Origin of the sequence: Polymorphobacter megasporae, from assembly GCF_018982885.2 — a bacterium.
GTDB classification, from domain to species: domain Bacteria; phylum Pseudomonadota; class Alphaproteobacteria; order Sphingomonadales; family Sphingomonadaceae; genus Polymorphobacter_B; species Polymorphobacter_B megasporae.
Genome location: NZ_CP081848.1, coordinates 1,644,773 through 1,661,565, shown reverse-complemented (window position 1 = coordinate 1,661,565; position 16,793 = coordinate 1,644,773). Strand labels below are relative to the sequence as shown.

The following is a 16,793-nucleotide window of genomic DNA, read 5'->3' as shown; positions in this document are numbered from 1 at the left end:
CTTCCGGCGGCGTCCGCTAGTGTCGCTTGAGCGCGCGCAACAGCGCCGGGGGCACCCAGTCGTTGACGAAGTGGCGGCGCGCGACCTCGCGGTCGGGTTTGTCGGCCGTGCCCGGGCGCGGGCGAAACACCGTCGTTCGCTTCGGCACATTGGCCAGCCCGTCGACGGGCGACGTGTAATAATACAGAGCGATCGACCGCCGCGACCGCTCGGGTGGACAGGCAATAACGTCGGGAACGCCGTGAAAGCTATCGAGGTCGGTGTTGAAGATGACTGCGCGGCCAAGCTTGGGCGGCACCGACAGCCGCCGCTCCTTCATGTCGGTCGACCACAGCTCGAGATCGCCATTCCATTCGGGCAGCCAGTCGTCGTTGAGGTAAATCAACAGGTTGACCCGCCGCAGGAGGTCCATTCCCTTGTGGATGTTGAAGTCGGCATGGACACCGAGATGCCCGCCGCGCTTCGTCTCGTGGAGTCCGGCACCGACATAATAGGGGTCGGCGATCAGCTTCTTGATGCCGGTCAGCGACTCGATAAATCGGACCATCGGCTCGGCGTTCATCTCGGCGAGAAACGCACGCAGGCCCGGCGTCTTCACATCGTGCGGTTGCCATTCATACTTCAGCCGTTCCTGCGACCGGTCGTAATAGGTGCGGTCGGGACTGGTCTCGGGCCATTCGGCGGCAAGGCGGCGAAGCACGTCGGCATCGACAAAATCGTCGAGGACAATGTGCGGGAACGGGTCGGCGGCGGCGTAGCGCTCGTGCAGCGCCGCACCTGCCGTGATGCATTGCGCCTTGTCGAGCGCGACGACGTCAGTCGACAGATTGGTCGTTTCGAGGATCGGCATCCACTTCAGCCCTTACCAAGCGAGCGAAACAACGTGCGCAGTACGTCGCGATATGCGTCGAGCCGCGCTTCGACCCGGGTCAATCCGGCCGTTATCTCGGTCGCCAATATCGCACGCTGATCGAGTGCGGCAAGGATGAAAGCGAGCGCGGCATCGGTTCCCATGCCGGTGAAGGGCACCAGCCGGTCGTAGCCGAGCGAGCCGAAAAGCCCTTCGAACTTGCGGCTGTACGACACCGGAACCACCGGTACACCGCTCGAAAATGCGGCGATGCACGCGTGCATCCGCGCCGCCACGAGTGCGTCCAGCCCGGCAATGTGGCTCTTCGCCGCCGATGGCGAGGCGAAGTCGGGGACCCGGATCAAGGAGGGATATTGCGCGGCGAGAGCGTCGGCGACGGCGCCATCGTCCTCGTTCGAACCCGGCTCCCCGTTGACGTGACAGATGAGTTCGACGGTCACGTCACCGCGCGCGACAAGCGTCTCGATCAGCCCCGTCATCAGCGCGCGATAGTCGTAGCCCAGCTTAAACTCACCCTTGCCGGTATGGCCGCCGTGCCACAGCAGCCCCGAGACGTTGATCCCGATTCGCGGCGCCCCCACCGACGGCAGCGGCGCCGTCCACGTCAGGGCGAAGGCGACATCGACGGCGTAGACTGGGTCGACGCCCGGGACGAGCGCGCGAACCGTCTCGGCCGATCGCATGTCGCGCACGACCACCGCGCGCGCACGCCGCATCGACCAGCGCGCCAGCTGGTTAAGAGAACGCTTGGCTGCGGTCTCGCCGAGGAACGGGCCGATCGTCTGTGGCGCAAAGACCAGCGGTACCCGCCGGCCGATCGCAATCAACTTGGACGCGATGATCCAGGCATACCGCTTGAACGGGTAGATATCGGTGAAGCTATCGCCGCCGCCGATGTCGAGGATGCAATCCATGCTCCCGACCTGTCCGGCAAACCTCGCGGCGCTAGACAGGCCGAGCGGCGCGAATCGAATGTCGGCCTCCTCGATGTACGGGCGATTATTGTCGTTGAACCCCATGATCACGAAATTGGGGACGATATCGAGTTCGGCGGCGACCTTGCGGACGATCGCGATGTTGCCGACGGTCAGCGCGCCGACGCCGAGGTTGCCCGAGCGGTCGGAGTGCCAGAGCAGACCGATCGAGATTTGACGCGCCGTCATCGCAACGGCATGCCGGTTGCGTGTCCGGCCCGGCCTTGATATTGCGGTGCAGCGTAGATCATACCTCCCGGTAACCAGCTTGCGTGCCATGAACAAGAGTGTTGTCGATGACCGTCGAGGAAATAGTCGCAAAGATCGCCGATGTGATGGTCGACGTTTTCGACGTCGATGAACTTGATGTTACCGAAGCAACATCGGCTGATGATGTCGACGAGTGGGATAGCCTAAGTCATATTCGCTTCATCATTACACTGGAACGGTTGTTTAAGATTAAGTTCCTCAACGAGGAAATCGCCGACCTCAAGAATGTCGGGGATCTCGCCCGGGTCATCCAGGCAAAACTGCCCGCCTGACGGACCAAGGGAACCACGTAAATGCTCGCCGATCTCGACTGGCTCGAACCCGCGACAGACTTTCGTGTCCGCCTGAAAGCGGTCCGTGCGGCGATCGCCGAGGGCACAGGCGACGAGGAGCAACTCTACGCGCTCGCGCTCGGCCGCCTCGATCTCAACCAGCTCGGCCAGCTCGCAGGCGCTGTCGCGTCATACGTTGCGACTGATGCGGCCCCGGGTCCATTGGCGCGCGTCCGGCTCGGGGTGATCGGCTCAGGAACCCTCGGACTCATCGAACCCGCGATTGCTGCGAGTGCGCTACGGCACCGGGTCATCGCCACGGTGGTCGGCGGCGATTATGGCAGCGCGATGCAGGACGCGATCGATCCGCAAAGCGCGCTGCGGACCGCCGGTCTCGACCTCGCGCTGATCGCGCTCGACTACCGGACGCTTGGGCTCGACCGGGCGCAGCCAAACCCCGGCGCGGCGGTCGATGCGGCGGCGGCGATGGTCGGCGCAATGGTCGACGGCCTTGCCGCATCGGCGGCGGGCGGGGTCATGGTCGCGACGATCGTGCCGCCGGTCGAGCCGCTGTTCGGCAGCTTCGATGCCGTCGAGCCCGGGTCGGTCGCGGCACAGGTTGCCGCGCTCAATGCCCGGCTGGCGGACTGGGCGCGCGACAAGCGAATCGTCCTGGTCGACATCGCCCGCGTGGCGGCGTGGGTCGGGCTCGACCGCTGGCACGACGCTGGGCAGTGGCATTCGGCGAAGCTACCGTTCGACCCCGACCTGATCCCGCTTTACGCCGATGTCGTCGCACGGACGATCGCGGCGGTCCGCGGCACGACGCGCAAGTGCCTCGTCCTCGATCTCGACAATACGCTGTGGGGAGGCATCATCGGCGACGACGGCGTCGACGGCATCGCGCTCGGCCAGGGATCGGCGAAGGGCGAGGCGTTCCTTGCGATCCAGCAGATGGCGCTCGGCCTGCGCCAGCGCGGAATCATCCTCGCCGTATGCTCGAAGAACGACGACGATGTCGCGCGCATCCCGTTTCGCGACCACCCCGACATGCCGCTCAAGGAGGCGCATATTGCCTCGTTCGTCGCCAACTGGGGTGACAAGGCAACCAACCTCCGCGCGATCGCGTCGGCGCTCAACATCGGCCTCGATAGCCTCGTTTTTCTCGACGACAACCCGGTCGAACGCGCACAGGTCCGCCGCGAGCGGCCGCTGGTCGCGGTCCCCGAGGTCCCCGCCGACCCGGCGCTTTACCCGCGGATCCTGCTCGGTGCCGGCTATTTCGAGGCGGTTGCCTTCGCACAGGAGGATCGCGACCGCGCCGACCAGTATCGCGCCAACGCCGAGCGCGCAGCCTTCGCAGGGACCAGCGACATGGTGGGGTATCTGGCGTCGCTCGATATGGTCGCCGACATCCGCCCGTTCGACGCGGTCAACCGCGCCCGGATCGCGCAGCTCATCAACAAGTCGAACCAGTTCAACCTGACGACCCGGCGCTATACCGAGGCGCAGGTCGCCGCGCTCGAAGCCGATCCCGCCAAGCTGACGATGCAGGTCCGCCTGACCGACCGCTTCGGCGACAACGGCATGATCTCGGTCATCGTCGTCGACCGCGCGACGTGGGAGATCGATACCTGGCTGATGAGCTGCCGCGTCCTCGGGCGGCGGATGGAAGAGGCGGTGCTCGCCCACATCGCCGCCGCCGCGCGCGATGGAGGAGCGTCGGCACTCACCGGGCGCTACCTCCCGTCGGTCAAGAACAAGATGGTCGCCGGTCACTTTGGCAAACTCGGCTTCGCCAAGGTGAGCGGCGAAGACGGCAAGGAGACGGTGTGGCGGCTCGACCTCGCCGATTACGCCGCCCCCGAACTGCCGATGCGTATCGTCGATGGGTCGTAGGAAGCCGTGATCCTGATCGACTGGCCCGCGAAACTTCTCGGCATCCTCGCAGCGGCGTTGTTGACCGCCGTCGCGGCGGCCGCACTGCCCGACAACCCGTATCAGCGCTGGCAACAGGTCGAAAACACCCTCTACGCCAACGCTGCGTGGTCATACGAACGCATCCATTTCGACCCGCGCCCGGTCGACGTCGCGATCATCGGTTCGTCACGCTCGCAGATCGGTCTGAGCGCGCCGCAGATTGCCGCGAAACTGGCGTCGCTCGGTCAGCCGGCGACCGTCGCCAACATGTCGGTCATCGAGGATGGACGAAACCTCGAATGGGCGGTCGCCGACGAATTGTTCAAGGTCAAGCACCCGAAATTGCTCATCATTCTCGTCAATGAGACCCCCCATCGCTGGGGTCATCCGGGATTCAAATATATTGCACCTGCCGCTGCGGTCGCGTGGCCGCCGCAGCCCTTCCTGCACAACTCGCTCTATGACATTACCTATCTGCCGTTCCGCCAACTTCGGCTGTTCGCGGCGTCGCTGTTTCCCGAGACTTTCGGACTGCGCACCCGCTTCGACCCGGCACGGTATGCGTCGTTGCCGACCGACTTCACGACCAGTCAGGTGATGGCCGACGGCAAGCTGATCGACATGGACGTCGTCCATTCGGCCGATGATCTGCGTGCCGAGGCGCGTGCGTTCGCCGCGACCCAGAAACCGTCGCGCATCCCGCCCCTGCTGACTCCGATTACCGACGCCGACGATCCGGTTTACCTTGGCGCGATCGCGCGGCTGGCAGCGGCGCATGGGACGCGGGTGATGTTCGTCTTCCTGCCCGAGTTCGGCGGTTCGACCGTGATCGAGGGCCGGGGTTTCTACACGCACTTCGGGCCCGTCGAGGACTATGGCGACCTGTCGCGCGACCCCAGCCTTTTCCAAAGCTTTTCTCACCTCAACCGCAAGGGCGCGCTGATCGCCAGCGACCGGATCGCCGCCGCCGCGGCGCCGCTGCTTGCCGCCGCTCCAGGCGACCGCTACGCACGCAAAATCGGGGACGGTTCCGCGGACCAGCGTAGCCGGCGGCATCCGGCCAGGGTGGGCTGACACGGAATGCTCTTCAATAGCTTCGTTTTCATTTTCGGCTTTTTGCCGTTTGCGCTGATCGCATTCTACGCCTCGGGACGCTGGCTCGGCCGCGGTGCGGCGGCAATCGTGCTATCGCTGGCCAGCCTGATCTTCTACGCATGGTGGCGACCGCAGGACCTGCCCATCCTGCTGTTTGCGATCGTCTTCAACTACATCGTCGGCGGGGTGATCCAGCGAGCGCGAGCGCGCGAACAGGCGCGCGCGGTCAAGGTGTGGCTGACGCTTGGCCTGGTCGTCGACCTCGGCCTGCTCGGCTATTACAAATACGCCAATTTCGTCGTCGAGAACGCTGCAGCGGTGACGGGGTCGGATTTCACCTCCACCACATCATCCTGCCGCTGGCGATTTCGTTCTTCACCTTCCAGAAGATTGCCTACCTCGTCGATTCATCGCGCGGCGTCGTCAAGGGGACCGGCCCGGTCGAATTCGGCCTGTTCGCCTCGTTCTTCCCGCAGCTTCTCGCCGGGCCGATCGTCCATTATTCGGAGATCATTCCGCAGCTGAGGACGTCCCAGTTCACCCGGCTGCTGACGCGCAATCTCGTCATCGGCCTCGTCATCTTCGCAATCGGACTGGCGAAGAAAACTATCATTGCCGACAGCCTCGCCAGTTACGCCAACCCGCTGTTCACCGACGTCCAGTCTCAGCCGTGGGACTTTACCCGCGGCTGGACCGCCGCGATCACCTACATGCTGCAGCTATACACCGATTTTTCGGGCTATTCCGACATGGCGATCGGGCTGGGCCGGATGTTCGGAGTCAAGCTGCCGCTCAATTTCCATTCGCCGCTGCGCGCGGCGAGCATCATCGATTATTGGCGTCGCTGGCACATGACGCTGCAGCGTTTCCTGCTCGCCTACGTCTACCAGCCGATCGCGCTGCCGATGAACCGCTGGGCGCTAGCCCGCGGCCTGACGGGTTGGAGCGCGTTCATCGCCTGCGTCGCTGTGCCGACACTGTTCACCTTCCTGCTGTCGGGATTGTGGCACGGCGCGGGGTGGACGTTCATCATGTTCGGCCTGATGCACGCGATCTACGTTCTCGTGAACGAGATCTGGCGCGAGCGGCGCAAGCAGGCCAACCGCACGCGGCGCAAGGCGAAGCTGCCGCCGGTTGTCGTCGGTCGCTGGGACATGATCTTCTATCATACGCTGACGCTGTTCGCGCTTGGCTTTACCAACGTCATGTTCCGCGCCGCGTCGCTCGGCGACGCCTGGACGATTTCCCGGGCAATGCTCGGGCTTGACGGCTGGGGTACCGGCCTGGCCGAGTCCGCACTGCCGCCGGTACTCGCGGTGATGCTCGTCGCAGCGATCGTCATCGTCGCCGTCTTCCCCAACACCCAGCAGATCATGGCGGCGTACCGCCCGGCGGTGAACTTCGGGCAGTGGCGCGACGTCAATCATCCGCCGCTGATGTGGCGCTGGCGGCCGAACACCGCCGGGATCGTGTTCGCCGGGGTCGTGCTGTTCGCCGGCATCATGTTCATCCAGCGCGGAGCCGCCGTGTTCCTGTATTTCAACTTCTAAGGGAGACGTGGCCGTGCGACGTCTCGACTGGACCCGGACCGGACTCGCAATCCTCGCCACCGTTGTACTCGCCGGAGCCGCCGCCGCGGCGCTCCCCGACAACCCCTACCAGCGCTTTAGCACGCTCGAGAACACGATTCAGAAACGCGCGCGCTGGATCTACGAGCGAATTCACTATGATCCGGCACCGATCGACGTCGTCGTCGTCGGGCACTCACGATCCGGTGCCGCGGTCGACTCGCGCCTGCTCCAGTCCGATCTCGCCACGCTTGGGCGCAAGCTCAACACGGTCAATTTCTCGCTCGCGGAAAATGGCCGCGATCTTCACTGGGTCATCCTCCAGGAAGCTCTCAAGACCAAGGCGCCATCGCTGATCGTGATCGGGGTTATAGAGAAGCCGGGACGTTACGGCCATCCTGCCTATAAATATGTCGCTCCCGCCGCCGATGTCGTCGACCCCGCCTTCCTGGCAAATGTCGATTATCCGGCGAACCTGCTGTACCTGCCGTATCGGCAGCTCAAGCTCTTCGCCGCCCGGGCATTTCCCGGCGTCTTCGACCTACCGGCAAAGTTCGATCCTGCACGCTATGCCGGGACGAACCCGGGGCGGCCGCTGAGTTTCGTTCTCGCGACCGAACCAGATCACGAGGAAGCGCTAACGAAGGCTGCGTTGGTCGATCAAGTGCGGCGGTACGAGGCTGGCGTCCATCCGCCGATCCTTGGCGAGCGGTTCGCCGACGTCGAGTTCGGCAATGAACGAACATATGTCGCGCGCATGGCTGCGCTGGCGAAGCGGCGCGGAATTCGCGTCGCATTCCTGTTCCTGCCTTATTATACGGGTCCGCATGTCATTCAGGAACGCGCCTTCTACGAGCAGTTCGGCCCGATCATCGATGCGTCGTTCCTGTCGGACCACGACGAATATTATTCCGATGTGGCGCACCTCAACCAACGCGGTGCCGCCGTCCTGACGCATTGGCTCGCACCCCGGATCGCGGATCTTATTTCCGAACGGGCAACACCCGTGGCGAAAGCAGCGTCTTGACGTTGGTCGGGTCTGGTCTGCGCCTTGGACTGTGGGATATCGAGCGATGCAGGTCGGTACGCGATTTCTGCTGCAACTTCCGCCGCCCCGCCTATACTCGGGGACTGGCCATCACACATATCGGGTTGATCGCTTGAAGGTCCTTCGCTTGTCACGTCGATATCGGCAGCTGCGGCCGGACGTCCACGCGGTAGGTAGCGCGCACGAACGCCGCATGACGGCGGCGACGGAAAGATCCAGTGGCTAATACAACCCCCACCTTCCTCGCGTCTTATTCGAATCGTTCGGTCGACGCGAGCCGCGGACGTCGCGCGCTGGTCCTGTTGGCCAAAACTCTGCTCGCGGCTGGCTATGCAGTCGCAATCGTCATTCTGCCGCCGCAGATGCTCTTCATACTGGCACTGCCGATCGTGGTGATGCTGCTGGCTACTTTGTGGATGTTGCCCGACCGCAGGACGTTCCCGTTGGCGGCGCTCGAGAGCGTGTTCCCGGTCTACTTCGTGCTCAGCATCATCTGGCCAATTTATATTGCCGTCTCGCTACCCGGGTTGCCGTGGCTGACGCCGACACGAATGGCGCTGTTGGTCCAGACCGCCCTGCTGGCATATAGTTTGGCGACATCGAGTGACCTCCGCCAATATATCAGTCGTGTGGTCCGGTCATCGACGTGGTTCTGGGTAAGCTTCCTGGTTTGGGAGGTGATGCAGATCGTCACGTTACCGATGTCGCGTACTCTCGTGATGTCGGCGAAGATGTTCGTCGATAATCAGTTCGCGCTTGCTGGCATCCTGTTCCTGGGATGCCTGTTGTTCAGCCGCAAGGGCTGGGCCAGCTGGGTGTCGAAGACGCTGGTCATCCTCGCCTTGCTCACTGCGGTCGACGGCTTCATCGAGTTGCACCTCGGCTATCCACCTTGGGCGCATTATATCCCGAGCTTCATGCGCGTTGACGAGGGGATCATGAGCGTTGTGCTCGGTGCCCAGGCGCGAACCGCAGACGGCCTTTATCGTGTGCACGGGCAGTTCCCGCTAAGCCTGGTGATGGCGGAATATCTGGCGCTGGTGATCCCGTTCGTCGTTCATTCGATCGTGACCAGCCCGGGCATCGTGCGCCGGACGCTGCTGGTATTGGCATTGATTTTCATCATGGCCGCTATCCTGATCACCCAGTCACGGCTGGGTCTCGTCGGCGCGATGGTCACCTTCGCCGCTTACCCGCTGATGTGGGCGTACCGGATTTGGCGGGGGGGGAACAGCGGCATGCTTGGGCCCGCGCTGCTCTTCGGCGCACCGGCCGCAGTCGTCCTGCTGCTCGGCATCGTGCTGAGCAGCCACTCGCTGACGACCCGCATTCTCGGGGGCGGTGCCCAATCGGCGAGCAACGAGGGGCGTCGGATCCAGCGCGAGATGGCGGTGCCGCGGGTGCTGCACAACCCGATCGGCTATGGATTGGGCAACGCCGGCAACGTCCTCGGCTTCACCAATCCCGGCGGCTACATGACGATCGACAGCGGCGTGCTTACGATCGTCCTCGATCTCGGCATCACCGGCCTTGTTGCATTTTTCGGGCTGCTGTTCGCTGCGATCAATCAGGGCGTTGGGGTCTTCCTGCGGACGACCGATCGCGAACTCGCCCTTGCCGGCCCCGCAGCAATCTCAATTCTCGTTTTTATCGTTGTTCGGCTCGTGCTGTCGGAAGAAAACAGCTTCTCGCTCGCATTCCTCCTGCTCGGCATGATCCTCGGTCTGGCAGCCCGCGAGCGCGCCGGACGCGGCGAGCCCGCGACCGGGCATCTCGCCGCCGACCCGCCTCAGGACACGCCCATTCCCGTAGCGGCGTCGGTCAGCGTCGCCCGCATCGCGGGCTGATCGACGAGCGCCGCCGATCCGTCACGGAGGGCGGTTTTCGCCGCTGCCTTGTCGCCCATGACGGTATACGCCCGGATCAACCGGATCCAGCCGTCGGCATCCTTGGGGTTGGCCTTGAGCTTCGCCGCAAGGTTGTCGACCATGGCGCGGATGAAAGCTTGTTGCGCGGCAGGCGGAAGAGCGCCGACGGTCGCGACATCGCCCGCGCCCGGACCGCGCGCATTCGCGGCCCCGGCGACGATGGGCGCTGTTCCCTTCAAGCGGCCAGTTAGGTCGATCTTCGCATCGCTCGCCGCGGTTTCGACGAAGCGTCGGAGTTCGGGAGCCCATGGCGCGCCGGGCGGCGCCTCGTTGAGCAGCCGGACCCAGTCGTCGATCGCGCCCTTGTGGTCACCACCCTGATCGCGCGCGAGCGCGAGAAAATAGCGCGCGCGGGCGTCGCTACCATCGAGTGTGCGGGCATCGGTGAACGCCGCCGCCGCCGCCGGGGTGACGACGCCGTTCGCCGCGTTGACCAGAGCCTCGCCGTACGCCGACGCGTATCCGGCGCCGCGCGGCTTGAGCTTGAGCGCCTTCCCGTACGCCGTCGCAGCATCGGCGAAGCGCTGGGTCTGGAAGTACGCCCAGCCGAGCATCCGCCAACCCTCGGGATCGGTTGGGGTCTTCGCCATCCGCGCCTCGAGCTGCGCGATCATCGGAACGATATCGGGTGCCGCCGCGGGCGCTGGAGTGGCTCCAGCCTGGGGCGCGTCGATCTGCGCGATCTCGCCGGCGATGACGCGCGGTGGGGCTGGAGCGGTCAGATCGGGGCGGCCGATCACCGCATAGAGCGCCGTTGCGCCGAGCGCGACGACGACCGCGAGCCCGGCTGCCGCGCGTGCCGCTGCAGGGTTCGCCATGATCCGCACCGGGAGAGCCTGCGCGCGGTGCTCGACGAGCAGGCGGCGCTTGATCTCAATCCGCAGCGCGTCGGCTTCACCCGCCGCGACCTGCCCCGAGGCCGCCTGTGTGCCGACCTCGTCGAGCTGGTCGCGCAGCACCGCGGTGACGGCGTCGGTTTCGCGCGCCTGAGCGTCGTAGCGCCGGACCAGCGGGATCGCGAGGCCGGCAGCGGCAAGCGCGACCATGGCGGAAAAAATCACCCACAGGACGAGCGTCATCTAGATCCGATCTTGGCGTAGAAGGGCGTCGGCGGCCGCAGCATCGGCGGCGCTGAGCGGAGCGACCGTCGCGGCCGGCGAGCGGCGGCGGACGTAATACACGACGCCCGCGCCGCCGATCACGACGAACGCGAGCGGCGCGAACCACAGAGCGATTGTCGCGGGTTCGAGCGGCGGCTTAAGCAGGACATAGCTGCCGTAGCGGTCGACGAGATATTGCACCGCCTGCGCGTCGGTCGCACCCGCCACAAGGCGTTCGCGGACGATGACGCGAAGGTCGTGCGCGAGCGGCGCGTCGCTGTCGTCGATCGACTGGTTCTGGCAAACGACACAACGGATGCCAGCGCTGATCGCCCGCGCCCGCGCCTCGAGAACGGGGTCCTTAAGCTGCTCTGACGGCGTTACGGCGAGGCTTGGTGCGGCGATCAGCAGCGCGACCAGCGCGGCGGCAATCCTCATGCCTCGTTTCGCAGCCGGACAAGCATTGGTTTGAGCGTTTTTTCCCAGTCGTCGACGGTGATCGGTCCGATCTGCTTGTAGCGCACGCGCCCGCGGCCATCGACCACGAAGGTCTCGGGGACGCCAGTCACGCCGAGGTCGATTCCCGTCCGCGCGCCCGGATCGCTGGCGATGCGGGCATAGGGATTGCCGAGCTGGGCGAGCCACGCCTTCGCTGCGTCAGGCTGGTCCTTCCAGTCGAGGCCGAACAGCGGCACCCCCTCCGCAGCGATCCGACCAAGCATCGGATGCTCCTGCGGGCACGCTGCGCACCACGACGCGAAAACGTTGAGCAATTTCGGCTCGCCCCGCGCAACCGGCGATCCGAAAACCGCAGTGCCGAACCCCGGCGAGGTCGCGTCGAGGCCGGGCAGGTCGAACTTGGGCAACGGCTTGTCGATCAAGATCGACGGGATATGCGACGGGTCCTGCGTCAGACCGTAACCGAAGAAGGCGATCAGCCCGACGAACAGCGCAACCGGCAGCGCGAACAACAGCCGCTTCATGCCGCCACCAGCCGTCCAACGTACCCCGCCGACGCGCGTGCCGCACCGAGGCGGAAGCGCCGGTCGGCGAGCGAGGCGCAGCCGCCAAGCGCCATCAACACCGCGCCGCTCCAGATCCAGCCGACGAGCGGGTGATCGTACAGGCGGACGACGATCCCGCCAGTCTTGTCGGGCTCGCCGACCGCGACATAGGTGTTGCCGAGGATACGCCCCTCAATCCCCGCTTCGGTCGTCTGCGATCGGCTGACCGGGTAGAACCGCCGCTCCGACGTAATCGGGCGGGTGACCCCATTGCGGGCGAAATCGAAGCTGGCGATCAGCGTTTCATAGTTCGGCCCGGTCGCCTCGCGGATCGACACGAGCGTCACCGCCTCGCGCCCGATCGTCACCGTCTGACCGGGGTGCATGACGAGGATCTTCGACGACTGCCACGCCGTCATCGCCGAAATCCCAGCAACAAGAATGCCGAGGCCAGCATGCGCGAGGACGAGGCCGTAGGTCGAGGTCGGCGTCGTCCGCACCGACCGGACGAAGCCACCACCTAGCCGCCAGCGGCGCACCAGTACCGCACACGCCCCGATCACCAGCCACACTGCGAGGGCCATGCCGAACGCCGCGAGCACATTGGTGCGCCCGAATATCGCCACCGCGACGACAAATGCGATTACCGTCGCGAGTAGCGGCCCGCGTAGTCGCCGAACGACGTCAGCAAGTGCGTCACGCTTCCATGTCAGCATCGGGCCGAAGACGACGAGGACAAGCAGCGGCGCCATGATGGGCACGAAGGTCAGCGCGTAATACGGCGGGCCGACCGAGATCTTGTCGGTCGACACCGCCTCCATGATGACAGGGTAAAAGGTGCCGAGGAAGACGACCGCGGTCGCTGCCATCAGGAACAGGTTATTGAGCGTCAGTCCGGCCTCGCGACTGACGGTGCTGAACAGCGCGCCTGACTTCATCGCGGGAGCGCGCCACGCGAACAGCGCGAGCGCCGCGCCGGTCGAGCCGACGATGATCGCGAGGATGAAGATGCCGCGGCGCGGGTCGACCGCGAACGAATGGACCGACGTCAGGATTCCCGAGCGGACGAGGAAGGTACCGATCAGCGACAGCGAGAACGTCAGGATGCCGAGCAGGATCGTCCAGCTGACCAGCGCCCCGCGGCGTTCGAGGACGAGCGCCGAATGGAGCAAAGCGGTGCCCATCAGCCACGGCATCAGCGACGCGTTCTCGACCGGATCCCAGAACCACCAGCCGCCCCAGCCGAGCTCATAATATGCCCAGAAGCTGCCGAGCGCGATGCCGCATGTCAGGCAGGTCCACGCCGCGAGGACCCACGGCCTTACCCAGCGCGCCCATGCGGCGTCGACGCGGCCTTCGATCAGCGCGGCGACGGCGAAGGCAAAAGCAACCGAGAAGCCGACATAGCCGAGGTAAAGCAGCGGCGGATGGATAACGAGGCCCGGATCTTGCAGCAGCGGATTGAGCTCGGCCCCGTCGAGCGGCGCAGGCGACAGGCGCGCAAACGGGTTCGACGTGAACAGCAGGAAGACGATGAACGCGGTCCCGATCATCCCCTGGACCGCGAGAACGCGCGCCTGGAAGGTCGTCCGTAGATTGTCGCCGAACAATGCGATCGCTGCGCCGAAGATGCTCAGGATCAGCACCCACAGCAGCATCGACCCCTCGTGATTGCCCCACGTGCCCGCGAAGCGGTAGATCAGCGGCTGGGTCGAATGGGTATGTTCGGCGACGACTTGCAGCGAGAAATCGGTACGGACGAAGGCAAAGGCGAGCGCGGCGAACGACGTCAGCACGAACAACGCCTGCAGCGTGGCGGACGCGCGTCCGACCGCCATCAGCGCCGGGTCGTTCCGCGATGCGCCGATCAGCGGCACGACCGATTGGGTCAGTGCCAGCATCAGCGCAAGGATCAGCGCGAAATGTCCGATCTCGCCTGCCATTCGACGCCTTTCACCACGATTCCAAAGCGCATATTAGCGTTTCCGTCGCGCGATGGTAGGGGTGCGCCATCATGGTCGAGCATCTGACGAGTCCTTCGAACCCGACCCTCAAGCGATTGCGGTCGCTCCACGAGAAGAAATTCCGCCGAGCCGATGGGCGTTTCCTCGCCGAGGGACTGCGGATCGTCGCCGAGGCACTCGAAGCCGGGATCGTTCCCGAAGTCCTTGTTTTCGGGGCGGAATCGGCGCGGCATCCGCTCGTCGAACGCCTTGTCGCGGCGACCGAGGGCGGCGGCGGGTCGGCGATCGAGACCAATGCCGACATGCTCGGCAAGCTGACTGGCAAGGATAATCCGCAGGCGGTGGTCGGGGTATTCCGGCAGAACCCGACCCCGCTCGCCCGTCTCGACCGGTCCACAGCAAAAATCTGGATTGTTTGTCAGTCGCTTAAGGACCCCGGCAACCTCGGCACGATCCTGCGCACCGGCGATGCCGTCGGGGCGGGCGGGGTCATCCTGCTCGACGACTCATGCGATCCCTACAGCACCGAGGCGGTGCGGGCGTCGATGGGGGCGATCTTCACCCAAAGCCTGACGATCACCGATGGCCCGAGCTTTTTCAACTGGATACGCCGTGCATCGGGCGGTTTCGTCGCCGGGGCGGCGCTGACCGGGGCGGTCGATTACCGGAGCGTCGCTTTCCCTGCCCCGACCTTCGTGCTGATGGGCAACGAGCAGGCCGGACTGCCGGCAAGCTATGCCGATCAATGCGATGCGCTGGTCAAATTGCCGATGCTGGGAAAGGCCGACAGCCTCAACGTCGCGGTCGCCACCGCCGTCCTGCTGTATGAAGTCCTCGGCCAGCATGCCGCACAAGCACGCGCACAGTTGCCGAACATCGCCTGAACGCCGATGATACCCCCTACGCGCACACGGCAAACGCCGGAGCGACCCGACGAAGGACCAAGACCATGACACGCATCGCCTATGAGGTCGTCGAGCACGACGGCGGCTGGACCTACAAGGTCGGCGACGTCTTCACCGAAACCTATCGCACCCACGAGGATGCCACCGCGGCAGCCAAGGCAGCGGCCACCGAGCACGGCCTGAGCGGCGAGACCGAAGTCATCAGCTTCGAGGATGCCGACGGCCGCTGGCACGAGGAAACCGCGCAGGGCGACGATCGTCCCGACATCGAGGTCAAGGACACCGGCAAGTCATAGCATCGGCATTGCCGGCCGGCTGATCCGCGCATGCCGCTTCCGCGCCCACCGATCCGGCACCAGCGGGTCAGTCTCGGCGGCTTCATGGCGATCAGGCACGGCGCGCCGTGGGGCACCGGCGACGTCTATTACCAGTTGATGGAACTGTCGTGGCCGGCGTTCGTCGCGGTCGCGGCGAGCTTTTTCCTGCTCGTCAACCTCGGCTTCGGCGCGATCTATGCCAGTTTGCCCGGCGCGATCAGCAATGCCGCCCCGGGCTCGCTCGCCGACGGCTTTTATTTCTCGGTCGAGACGCTGGCGACGGTCGGCTACGGCGAGATGGCCCCGGCGACCCACCTCGGCCATGCCATCGCGGTCGTCGAGATCCTGACCGGCATCTTCCTCACCGCGACGATCACCGGACTGATCTTCGCCCGCTTCGCCCGGCCGCGCGACAGCCTCGTCTTCAGCAATCCGATCGTCATCACGACGATCGGCGACCGCCGCGTGGCGATGCTCCGGCTTGCCGGTATGCGGGCGCGGCCGATCGCGGGGGCAACGGCGCAATTCCAGGTGCTCGAGACCGTCGTCCTGCCGAACGGCAAGATCTACCGCCGCTTCGTCGACCTGCCGCTCGTGAATCAGCGCAACGCGATGATGGCGATCGCATGGACGCTGGTCCATATCATCGACGACACCAGCCCGCTGAAGCCGATCCTCGACGACCCCGATCAAACCCTGCGGCTGATGGTCACTGTCAGCGGGCTCGACACGTTGCTCAGCAGCCAGACCTTCGGCGCGCGCATGTATTCGCGTGATGACCTCCGCTACGAGCATGAATTCGTCGACATTCTGGACAATCCATATCGATCTGACCCGGCTCCACGACACCCACGCGACCGCCGCCGAGACCACGCGCGTGGCTTGAAACCTTCTCGCGGCGCGGTGGTTTGACGGGCTCAACCCGCACGCGAGACCAAAGCATGACGAACGGCACTGGCGACTTCGACCGCCGTACGTTTCTCGCCAGCGGAACGATCTTGGCGGCGGCGGTGCCGCTGGCGGCGAGCGCGAAAACCGAAGGGCGAAAAATGGACCAAGCAGCGGCGGTAAAAGCCGAAACCGGGGTGCCCATCACCTTGCGAATCAATGGCGGCGATCACCGCGTGACGGTCGATCCGCGGATGACATTGCTCGACACGCTGCGCGAGCGGCTCGGGCTGACTGGCGCGAAGAAGGGTTGCGACCAGGGCCAGTGCGGCGCGTGCACCGTCCACCTCGACGGCCGCGCGTCGCTGTCCTGCCTGACGCTCGCGGTCGCCGCGCAGGGTCGTGACATCACGACGATCGAGGGATTGGCGGCCGCCGACGGCACGCTTCATCCGATGCAGGCGGCGTTCGTCGACAATGACGCATTCCAGTGCGGTTATTGCACCCCCGGCCAGATCATGTCGGCGGTCGCAATCGTCCACGACGGTCACGCGAAGGACGCCAACATGATCCGCGAGGCAATGTCGGGCAACCTGTGCCGCTGCGCCGCTTATCCCAATATCGTCGCGGCGATCGAGCAGGCCGCGCCGCAGATGAAGAGGGGCTGAG

The 16,793-nt window shown here is 65.1% G+C and carries 16 protein-coding genes; 10 read left to right on the top strand and 6 right to left on the bottom strand.

Annotated elements, in window-relative coordinates; genetic code table 11:
• Nucleotides 1–16 precede the first annotated feature (16 nt).
• Nucleotides 17–850 carry a 2OG-Fe(II) oxygenase gene (locus tag KTC28_RS07750; protein WP_216708370.1) on the bottom strand — a complete coding sequence of 278 codons (834 nt, stop codon included), beginning with the start codon at nucleotides 848–850 and terminating at the stop codon, nucleotides 17–19.
• 5 nt (nucleotides 851–855) lie between these two features.
• A complete protein-coding gene (locus tag KTC28_RS07745; RefSeq protein ID WP_216708369.1) occupies nucleotides 856–2,034 on the bottom strand; it encodes a polysaccharide pyruvyl transferase family protein in 1,179 nt (392 codons plus the stop codon).
• A 107-nt stretch (nucleotides 2,035–2,141) separates the two neighbouring features.
• Between KTC28_RS07745 and KTC28_RS07740 the strand changes: the two genes are divergently transcribed.
• The 6 genes from KTC28_RS07740 (at nucleotide 2,142) to KTC28_RS07715 (ending at nucleotide 9,865) form a co-directional block, all read left to right on the top strand.
• Nucleotides 2,142–2,387 carry an acyl carrier protein gene (locus KTC28_RS07740; protein WP_255602365.1) on the top strand — a complete coding sequence of 82 codons (246 nt, stop codon included), beginning with the start codon at nucleotides 2,142–2,144 and terminating at the stop codon, nucleotides 2,385–2,387.
• Between the two features lie 21 nt (nucleotides 2,388–2,408).
• On the top strand, nucleotides 2,409–4,286 hold the full coding sequence (locus KTC28_RS07735; RefSeq protein ID WP_216708368.1) for an HAD-IIIC family phosphatase: 1,878 nt from the start codon (nucleotides 2,409–2,411) through the stop codon (nucleotides 4,284–4,286).
• A 6-nt stretch (nucleotides 4,287–4,292) separates the two neighbouring features.
• Nucleotides 4,293–5,381, top strand: a complete 1,089-nt coding sequence (locus KTC28_RS07730; RefSeq protein ID WP_216708367.1) for a hypothetical protein — start codon at nucleotides 4,293–4,295, stop codon at nucleotides 5,379–5,381.
• Between the two features lie 254 nt (nucleotides 5,382–5,635).
• On the top strand, nucleotides 5,636–6,952 hold the full coding sequence (locus tag KTC28_RS07725) for an MBOAT family O-acyltransferase (RefSeq protein ID WP_216708366.1): 1,317 nt from the start codon (nucleotides 5,636–5,638) through the stop codon (nucleotides 6,950–6,952).
• A 13-nt stretch (nucleotides 6,953–6,965) separates the two neighbouring features.
• Nucleotides 6,966–7,997: a hypothetical protein gene (locus KTC28_RS07720; RefSeq protein WP_216708365.1), complete on the top strand. Its 1,032-nt coding sequence runs from the start codon at nucleotides 6,966–6,968 to the stop codon at nucleotides 7,995–7,997.
• A 239-nt stretch (nucleotides 7,998–8,236) separates the two neighbouring features.
• The gene (locus KTC28_RS07715) at nucleotides 8,237–9,865 is read left to right on the top strand and encodes an O-antigen ligase family protein (RefSeq protein ID WP_216708364.1); all 1,629 of its coding nucleotides are present in this window, start codon (nucleotides 8,237–8,239) and stop codon (nucleotides 9,863–9,865) included.
• Here the strand turns inward: KTC28_RS07715 and ccmI are convergent.
• From ccmI to KTC28_RS07695, 4 genes are read right to left on the bottom strand one after another with little or no spacing between them, the layout of a single operon-like run.
• The gene (gene ccmI / locus KTC28_RS07710; RefSeq protein WP_216708363.1) at nucleotides 9,808–11,025 is read right to left on the bottom strand and encodes a c-type cytochrome biogenesis protein CcmI; all 1,218 of its coding nucleotides are present in this window, start codon (nucleotides 11,023–11,025) and stop codon (nucleotides 9,808–9,810) included. The two genes, KTC28_RS07715 and ccmI, sit on opposite strands and share 58 nt — an antisense overlap.
• Nucleotides 11,026–11,484: a cytochrome c-type biogenesis protein gene (locus KTC28_RS07705; protein ID WP_216708362.1), complete on the bottom strand. Its 459-nt coding sequence runs from the start codon at nucleotides 11,482–11,484 to the stop codon at nucleotides 11,026–11,028. It abuts the gene before it with no gap.
• Nucleotides 11,481–12,029, bottom strand: coding sequence for a DsbE family thiol:disulfide interchange protein (locus tag KTC28_RS07700; RefSeq protein WP_216708361.1), 549 nt, complete (start codon nucleotides 12,027–12,029; stop codon nucleotides 11,481–11,483). The genes KTC28_RS07705 and KTC28_RS07700 overlap by 4 nt, the downstream gene beginning before the upstream one ends.
• Nucleotides 12,026–13,993 (bottom strand): heme lyase CcmF/NrfE family subunit, encoded by a 1,968-nt coding sequence (locus KTC28_RS07695; RefSeq protein WP_216708360.1) that lies wholly within the window; start codon nucleotides 13,991–13,993, stop codon nucleotides 12,026–12,028. Before KTC28_RS07695 ends, KTC28_RS07700 begins: the two co-directional genes overlap by 4 nt.
• A gap of 71 nt (nucleotides 13,994–14,064) precedes the next feature.
• Here KTC28_RS07695 and KTC28_RS07690 point away from each other — a divergent pair, with 71 nt between their 5' ends.
• The 4 genes from KTC28_RS07690 (at nucleotide 14,065) to KTC28_RS07675 (ending at nucleotide 16,792) form a co-directional block, all read left to right on the top strand.
• Entirely contained in the window at nucleotides 14,065–14,898 is an 834-nt protein-coding gene (locus KTC28_RS07690) for a TrmH family RNA methyltransferase (RefSeq protein ID WP_216708359.1), read from the top strand.
• Nucleotides 14,899–14,963: 65 nt separating this feature from the next.
• Nucleotides 14,964–15,215 (top strand): DUF2188 domain-containing protein, encoded by a 252-nt coding sequence (locus KTC28_RS07685; RefSeq protein WP_216708358.1) that lies wholly within the window; start codon nucleotides 14,964–14,966, stop codon nucleotides 15,213–15,215.
• Nucleotides 15,216–15,245: 30 nt separating this feature from the next.
• Nucleotides 15,246–16,148 (top strand): ion channel, encoded by a 903-nt coding sequence (locus KTC28_RS07680; RefSeq protein ID WP_255602364.1) that lies wholly within the window; start codon nucleotides 15,246–15,248, stop codon nucleotides 16,146–16,148.
• Nucleotides 16,149–16,177: 29 nt separating this feature from the next.
• Nucleotides 16,178–16,792: a (2Fe-2S)-binding protein gene (locus KTC28_RS07675; protein ID WP_255602363.1), complete on the top strand. Its 615-nt coding sequence runs from the start codon at nucleotides 16,178–16,180 to the stop codon at nucleotides 16,790–16,792.
• The last annotated feature ends 1 nt before the right edge of the window (nucleotide 16,793 follow it).

What these genes read in the sequence shown, in the direction of transcription:
- KTC28_RS07700 (WP_216708361.1), bottom strand. Translation starts at nt 12,029, where the DNA reads ATGAAGCGGCTGTTGTTCGCGCTGCCGGTTGCGCTGTTCGTCGGGCTG.
- KTC28_RS07750 (WP_216708370.1), bottom strand. Translation starts at nt 850, where the DNA reads ATGCCGATCCTCGAAACGACCAATCTGTCGACTGACGTCGTCGCGCTC.
- KTC28_RS07695 (WP_216708360.1), bottom strand. Translation starts at nt 13,993, where the DNA reads ATGGCAGGCGAGATCGGACATTTCGCGCTGATCCTTGCGCTGATGCTG.
- KTC28_RS07745 (WP_216708369.1), bottom strand. Translation starts at nt 2,034, where the DNA reads ATGACGGCGCGTCAAATCTCGATCGGTCTGCTCTGGCACTCCGACCGC.
- KTC28_RS07675 (WP_255602363.1), top strand. Translation starts at nt 16,178, where the DNA reads ATGACGAACGGCACTGGCGACTTCGACCGCCGTACGTTTCTCGCCAGC.
- KTC28_RS07685 (WP_216708358.1), top strand. Translation starts at nt 14,964, where the DNA reads ATGACACGCATCGCCTATGAGGTCGTCGAGCACGACGGCGGCTGGACC.
- KTC28_RS07705 (WP_216708362.1), bottom strand. Translation starts at nt 11,484, where the DNA reads ATGAGGATTGCCGCCGCGCTGGTCGCGCTGCTGATCGCCGCACCAAGC.
- KTC28_RS07690 (WP_216708359.1), top strand. Translation starts at nt 14,065, where the DNA reads ATGGTCGAGCATCTGACGAGTCCTTCGAACCCGACCCTCAAGCGATTG.
- KTC28_RS07740 (WP_255602365.1), top strand. Translation starts at nt 2,142, where the DNA reads ATGACCGTCGAGGAAATAGTCGCAAAGATCGCCGATGTGATGGTCGAC.
- KTC28_RS07680 (WP_255602364.1), top strand. Translation starts at nt 15,246, where the DNA reads ATGCCGCTTCCGCGCCCACCGATCCGGCACCAGCGGGTCAGTCTCGGC.
- KTC28_RS07735 (WP_216708368.1), top strand. Translation starts at nt 2,409, where the DNA reads ATGCTCGCCGATCTCGACTGGCTCGAACCCGCGACAGACTTTCGTGTC.
- ccmI (WP_216708363.1), bottom strand. Translation starts at nt 11,025, where the DNA reads ATGACGCTCGTCCTGTGGGTGATTTTTTCCGCCATGGTCGCGCTTGCC.